The organism is Photobacterium kagoshimensis (assembly GCF_050337045.1).
GTDB lineage: Bacteria > Pseudomonadota > Gammaproteobacteria > Enterobacterales > Vibrionaceae > Photobacterium > Photobacterium kagoshimensis.
In genome coordinates this window covers 1-6,399 of sequence record NZ_JAKJSO010000035.1, presented here as the reverse complement: position 1 = coordinate 6,399, position 6,399 = coordinate 1, and the positions used below count along the sequence as shown (strand labels likewise).

The following is a 6,399-nucleotide window of genomic DNA, read 5'->3' as shown; positions in this document are numbered from 1 at the left end:
CCCATGCCGAACTCAGTAGTGAAACGTAATAGCGCCGATGGTAGTGTGGGGTCTCCCCATGTGAGAGTAGGTCATCGCCAGGCTTCAAATTTAGATATTCATTCTTGAACGGTGAATATCGGATAGACAGGCAACTGTTTATCACCGTGTGGAGCGGTAGTTCAGTTGGTTAGAATACCGGCCTGTCACGCCGGGGGTCGCGGGTTCGAGTCCCGTCCGCTCCGCCACTTATACTAAGCCCGAGTCTTACGACTTGGGCTTTTTTACGTCTGAAATTTATGAAAGGTCTCGCTGAGTGGTCGTTCAGTTGGTTAGCCTCTTTACCTTGAAGGCGGCGGCCTATCACGCCGGGGGCGCTGATTTTCGGTGTGGCAGGTTATCTATATAAAGTCCCGTCCGCTCCTTATACTAAGTCCCCTTTTGTTCGCAAATAAGAAAGTACTGCTTGGGCTTTGTTATATCAGTATCGAAGTGAAAATGTTGATGTCAATTAGCATTACCTTAAAAGTGCTAGTCCGATACGACAGGGGGTCATGCCAGTGATTGATATGCTGTAGCCATATCAATCTAACTTACTTCATAACTGTGAGCCTTTAGGTCTGCAAATGAAAACGCACGCCCAGGTCAGAATGTTTCCTATTTACGAGGTCTTGATTGAGGCTGATATAGAGGGAAACAAAAAAAGGCCAGTGATTACTTCACTGGCCTAAGTGTTGTGCTTTATTCGCGGTATGAATTATAGGATCTGATTAAGGATGTGATCGGCCTTGATTGTCTTAATTCGCTTAATAAGTTTTCGAACTGGCGCTGGGTATGACTCGATTTTCTCTATGTATTTGTAGCTGTCAATGCGTAAAGTATGAGTCAGGATTTGATCTAGCTCTTGCTGTTTTTGTTCAGCAAGAAGTTGATGTTTGTCGTGTACTAAAATGGCATTCTCAAGATCTAGCTTCCAAGCGCGAGGATTCAGGTTGTTACCTGTAATCAGCATGTACTTTTTATCTACCCAAATACCTTTAAGGTGGAAGCTATTGTCATTGTGCTTCCATAGATGGATTGAAAGTTGGCGCTGTGCAATGGCTGCTTCATTTTGTTTGGCAAAATTGCGTAGGTTCACTTCGTATAAGTAAGGTAAGCCTGCAATTGTTTTGAAAGGTTCATTGGGTGGAATGAAAAAATCATTCGCTGTTTTGTCACCAACAACGATAGTTACTTTAACCCCGCGTCGAATAGCGCGACGTACTTCACGGCTTATGGTACGTGGGAAATTAAAATACGGCGTACAAATTGTTAGTTCTGTTTGGGCACTCGCGATAAGCGTGCATATATGGCGATTAAGCTTGTTCTTACGCTTACCTAGACCAACAAGAGGAGTAAGCCCAACTTGGTTTTCGCTAATTGTTTCAGGCTCGAATTCATAGCTTGCGCGTTGCAGAGAACTACGTAGCTTACGAATTGCCCCTTTAAGGTTCTTTGTATCAGGTCTATTTTTCTGATTGAGGCAATTTACGGCTTCACTATCGACTAATACGTCACAAATGAAATTCGCCATGCTATTGGCAAGTTGTTCATTACGAATTACGTGGTAGCGGTCATAACGGTAACGATCATGTTGAGCAAGATAAATGTCATTTAGACTTGCACCGCTGTAGATCACGCTGTTATCAACCACGAAACCTTTAAGGTGTAGTACACCAAAGACTTCTCTATTCCGTACTGGTACACCTAAAACTTCGATCTGGAATTGGTGTTTCTCTGCAAATTCACGGTATAACGCAGCGTTACCGTCTGATTTTTCTGCACCAATAAGTCCACGTTGAGCGCGGTGCCAATCAACAAGCACTTTGATATCTAATTCGGGATTGGCTTGCTTAGCATCGTATAAGGCTTGTAGTACGCTGCGGCCAGCTTCATCATCTTGTAAGTAAAGCGCCACAAGGTAAATGCGGTGTTTTGCTTGTGCAATCTCACTCAGTAAACGTTCACGAAAAGACCCTGCATCAAGCAGCGTTTCAAGATCTTCCGGGTTGTGTGCAATACGTGGTAATTGCTCAATGAGCTGTCTATTGACTGTAGCTGAATCCATCATCGCCTCGTTTCGCGACCTATACGATATAAATCTGTTAATTTGATGGGCAATTATATCAGAAAAATATTAAACACCATCACATGTATAGCAGAGTTCGCCTTAGTTCTGACCTAACGCAGGTTTCTGATAAATCATTGGAACTAGATTTTTTCCGCTTTCGCAATATCGCTTGAAGCGCGAGGCAAGATAATGAGGTAGTTCAGTGTCTTCGATCACAATGAAATGAGCCCTTTGATATAAAGGCACAAGATGGTCGAAGGCAAAGCAATAACATGGTTGGCTTTCGATTTGTGTTGTCGTTGCCGCTAACAGTGAATCACCTATGCCTTTCCCTCGATAGTCAGGAGTCACGAGCATTCCTGTGAGTAACTGAACATTTTCAATTGTCTTAAAACGAACGCAGCTAATGATGCTAGTTCCATCCTCTCCTATCCAAATAGTTTCGTCTTTCTTGGCTTTTCCTGCAGGGTAGTAACTCTTATATAATCGGTTAATGAGCGGGAATCGTAGTGGCTGTAAAATATGGAAACTTAGCTTGTTCATGGGAAAACACTGCGTTGATTGAATGAATCGGTTAAAATACTGCAATTATTATACAAAGGTATGGTTCGATAGCTGCATGAATATTTTGCCTGAAAGGTCACTAGCCCCTTTCCATACATTCCATTTGGATGTGAATGCTGATGTGATCGTTGAAGCGACTAGCCCTGCTGACTTACTAGAAATTTGGCAGAGTGAAGCGTACCAAAACCAACCTAAGTTATTACTTGGACAGGGGAGCAATATGCTCTTCACTGCCCATTATCAAGGTGTTGTTGTACTTAATCGCATTAAAGGCATTAATACAATCAAAACAGATGATGGCTTTCATCTCCACATCGGTGCTGGCGAAGATTGGCATCAGTTGGTTAAGTGGACTGTTGATAATAATATGCCTGGGCTAGAAAATTTAGCCTTAATTCCTGGTTGTGTTGGTTCTTCTCCAATACAGAATATAGGGGCTTATGGTGTTGAGCTAAAAGACGTGTGTGAGTACGTCGATGTGCTTGACTTGCAAACAGGTATTCAGCAACGCCTATCGAATCGTGATTGCTTATTCGGGTATCGCGATTCTATCTTTAAGCATGCTTATAAAGAAAATAAGGCGATTATCGCGGTTGGTTTATTCCTTTCTCATGATTGGCAACCCAAATTAGCGTATGGCCCGTTGGCTGAGCTGGATGCTGCAAATGTTAATGCATGCGATATTTTTCAAAGAATCTGCGTTATTCGCCAAGAAAAACTACCGGATCCCAACGTAATTGGTAATGCCGGTAGTTTTTTTAAAAACCCTGTTATCACCACAGCCCAACGCGACCAAATATTGGTTTCATACTCTAATTTGCCTAGCTATGGTGTCTCTGCCTCTGAGTGTAAGCTCGCGGCGGGTTGGTTGATTGATCAGTGCGGATTGAAAGGTCACCAAATTGGTGGGGCTAAAGTGCATCAGCAACAAGCTTTGGTTTTGACCAATACAGGCACTGCAACGTCAAAAGATGTAACAGAGTTAGCGGCTTATGTTGTAGAGCAAGTAAAATTGAAGTTTGGCATTACCTTAGAGCATGAAGTGCGTTTTATGTCTGCGAAGGCTGAAACGAACTTGGCAGAGGTGACAGGATGAAAGAGCATACAACTCGTTTAGCGTTAATTAGCGCATTATCGGATGGTGCTTTTCATTCAGGTGAGGCATTAGGTCAGAATATAGGGATCTCACGAGCGGCAATAAGCAAGCACATAAAGGCACTTCAAGATTGGGGCCTAGACATCTTTCGCGTTCAAGGAAAAGGGTATTGCTTAGCTAGTAAGCTGGAACTGCTTGATTGCGATAAGATTTTGGCTCAGGTAAAGTGCCCTCACTTAAGTCTTATTCCTGTTATTGATTCGACAAATCAGTATTTGCTCGACCGTGTTGGCCAGTTGCCTAGTGGTTCTGTTTGTCTTGCTGAGTACCAACAGGCTGGTCGTGGTCGTCGTGGTCGTCAGTGGTTGTCGCCTTTTGGTAGTAATCTGTATTTGTCGATGTATTGGCGACTGGATGCTGGTATGGCTGCAGCCATGGGGTTGAGTCTAGTGGTTGGTATTGCGATTGCTGATACATTGGCCTCACTCGGTGCACAAAGTATTAAGTTAAAATGGCCGAATGATTTGTACTACCAAGACAAGAAGCTTGCTGGAATATTAACTGAAATGACAGGCCAAGCAGGAGACGCTGCTCACTTAGTCATTGGTATGGGGTTAAATATCGCGATGACAGATCGTGAAGGTAGCCCGATTGATCAGCTATGGACTAACCTTGCTGACGCATGTGAAAGTCTTCCATCGCGTAATGTATTAGCCGCGACGCTAATTGAGCGCCTTCAGTGCATACTTGTTGAGTATGAACAGGTTGGTCTTGCTGGGTTTGTCGAACGTTGGAATGAGTACGATAATTTTTTGAATCGTCCTGTAAAACTATTGATTGGAGAGCGCGTGGTTGAAGGGATTGCCCGCGGTATCGATAAGCAGGGCGGGTTATTATTAGAAACTGAGCAAGGTATTACACCTTATATCGGTGGTGAAATCAGCCTTAGGGGTTGTTGATGCAGTTATTAATAGAAGCGGGTAACACCTATGTCAAAGTGGCCCAATTGTTTCAAACGGGCGAACTTGAATTATTAGGGCGCTATCCAAGTAAAAAGCTAGAGATGGTATTAGAGCCCCTGTTAGAAAAAGGAATAAACAGGATAGTGTTTGCAAGCGTAGGGCCTGTTGAGGTGGATAATTCAATCCAGCGCATTGCACAGCTTGCAAATATCCCCGTACTTCAAGTGAAAACGCTGCGCAAAGACTTTGGTGTAAAAAATGCCTATGCGGAGTACCAATACCTTGGTGTCGATCGTTGGTTAACGCTTGTTGCAATCCGACAAGAATTTAAAAAGCCAACCGTGATAGTCGATATAGGTACCGCGCTAACATTTGATGTGATGTCTGATGATGGTAAGCATCTTGGCGGTTGGATTGCGCCAGGTTACCAATTAATGATGAAGTCTGTATTAGAGAACACCACTAAAGTTTTTTCAGATCGTGAGCATAGCGAAACACTCACTTTTTCTGATAATACGGCTGATGGCCTGAAGAATGGCTGTCGTGCTGCTTTACTTGGTCTTATTGAATACGGTCTTAAACAGGCTAAGGAACGACTCGGCGATGAGCCAGAGGTCATTCTATGCGGTGGTGGCGTGCGTCATTTACCTGTGTCATGGGCGAAGCATTATCGACATAAATCTGAGCTAGTGTTGGAAGGATTAGCACTTTACGCTAAATGTCGTTAGTGGCGATAAAATAAACACTCAATAAAAAAAGCAAAAAAAATCACTGAAAAGTATTGCAAGCTTTATGCGCATTCACTAGAATGCGCAGCAATTACGCCGACTTAGCTCAGTAGGTAGAGCAACTGACTTGTAATCAGTAGGTCACCAGTTCGATTCCGGTAGTCGGCACCAGTTTTTGCTACACCCCTGGAGGGGTTCCCGAGTGGCCAAAGGGAACAGATTGTAAATCTGTCGGCTCTGCCTTCGATGGTTCGAATCCATCTCCCTCCACCATTTTCAAACGTTTGAATAGCTCTACGAGTTACGAGTTTTGCGGGCATCGTATAATGGCTATTACCTCAGCCTTCCAAGCTGATGATGCGGGTTCGATTCCCGCTGCCCGCTCCACACTTTTGTGTGCTGATATAGCTCAGTTGGTAGAGCGCACCCTTGGTAAGGGTGAGGTCGGCAGTTCGACTCTGCCTATTAGCACCACTCCTCCCAAGTTACTCTCAAACATTTGATATATACTCTACAAACCCATGATTGGTTGTGTGGTCGTAATGCCACCAAATACCGTGCCTAGAGGGACTATCCATGTCTAAAGAAAAATTTGAACGCGTAAAACCGCACGTTAACGTTGGTACTATCGGCCACGTTGACCACGGTAAAACAACTCTAACTGCTGCTATCTGTACTACACTTGCAAAAGTGTACGGTGGTGTTGCTAAAGATTTCGCATCTATCGATAACGCTCCTGAAGAGCGCGAGCGTGGTATCACAATCTCAACTTCTCACGTTGAGTACGATACTCCAACTCGTCACTACGCACACGTTGACTGTCCTGGACACGCCGATTACGTTAAAAACATGATCACTGGTGCTGCTCAAATGGACGGCGGTATCCTAGTTGTTGCTGCAACTGATGGCCCTATGCCACAGACGCGTGAGCACATCCTTCTTGGTCGTCAGGTTGGTATC

Annotated in this window: 6 protein-coding genes, 5 tRNA genes and 1 rRNA gene; 10 read left to right on the top strand and 2 right to left on the bottom strand. The window is 44.1% G+C overall.

Going from position 1 to position 6,399, the window contains the following annotated elements; translation table 11 throughout:
• Both rrf and L4C35_RS22675 read left to right on the top strand, forming a co-directional pair.
• A 5S ribosomal RNA gene (gene rrf / locus L4C35_RS22680) occupies positions 1–83 on the top strand; the annotation flags it as partial.
• A gap of 67 nt (positions 84–150) precedes the next feature.
• A tRNA-Asp gene (locus L4C35_RS22675) sits at positions 151–227 on the top strand.
• Between the two features lie 509 nt (positions 228–736).
• Here the strand turns inward: L4C35_RS22675 and pssA are convergent.
• Together pssA and L4C35_RS22665 are read right to left on the bottom strand one after the other, a co-directional pair.
• Positions 737–2,086 carry a CDP-diacylglycerol--serine O-phosphatidyltransferase gene (gene pssA, locus L4C35_RS22670; RefSeq protein ID WP_428464986.1) on the bottom strand — a complete coding sequence of 450 codons (1,350 nt, stop codon included), beginning with the start codon at positions 2,084–2,086 and terminating at the stop codon, positions 737–739.
• Positions 2,087–2,188: 102 nt separating this feature from the next.
• Positions 2,189–2,632, bottom strand: coding sequence for a GNAT family N-acetyltransferase (locus L4C35_RS22665; protein WP_428464985.1), 444 nt, complete (start codon positions 2,630–2,632; stop codon positions 2,189–2,191).
• 76 nt (positions 2,633–2,708) lie between these two features.
• On the opposite strand from L4C35_RS22665, the gene murB reads away from it, so the two are divergent.
• The 8 genes from murB to L4C35_RS22625 form a co-directional block, all read left to right on the top strand.
• Positions 2,709–3,749, top strand: coding sequence for a UDP-N-acetylmuramate dehydrogenase (murB, locus tag L4C35_RS22660; RefSeq protein WP_428464984.1), 1,041 nt, complete (start codon positions 2,709–2,711; stop codon positions 3,747–3,749).
• The gene (gene birA, locus L4C35_RS22655; protein ID WP_428464983.1) at positions 3,746–4,708 is read left to right on the top strand and encodes a bifunctional biotin--[acetyl-CoA-carboxylase] ligase/biotin operon repressor BirA; all 963 of its coding nucleotides are present in this window, start codon (positions 3,746–3,748) and stop codon (positions 4,706–4,708) included. Before murB ends, birA begins: the two co-directional genes overlap by 4 nt.
• Positions 4,708–5,439: a type III pantothenate kinase gene (locus L4C35_RS22650; RefSeq protein ID WP_428464982.1), complete on the top strand. Its 732-nt coding sequence runs from the start codon at positions 4,708–4,710 to the stop codon at positions 5,437–5,439. The genes birA and L4C35_RS22650 overlap by 1 nt, the downstream gene beginning before the upstream one ends.
• A 95-nt stretch (positions 5,440–5,534) precedes the next feature.
• Positions 5,535–5,610 (top strand) — tRNA-Thr (locus L4C35_RS22645).
• Between the two features lie 17 nt (positions 5,611–5,627).
• Positions 5,628–5,712, top strand: a tRNA-Tyr gene (locus L4C35_RS22640).
• 39 nt (positions 5,713–5,751) lie between these two features.
• Positions 5,752–5,826: transfer RNA gene (locus tag L4C35_RS22635), tRNA-Gly, on the top strand.
• 11 nt (positions 5,827–5,837) lie between these two features.
• Positions 5,838–5,913 (top strand) — tRNA-Thr (locus L4C35_RS22630).
• 102 nt (positions 5,914–6,015) lie between these two features.
• Positions 6,016–6,399: GTP-binding protein (locus tag L4C35_RS22625; protein WP_428464981.1), on the top strand; the 384-nt coding region annotated here is incomplete at its 3' end.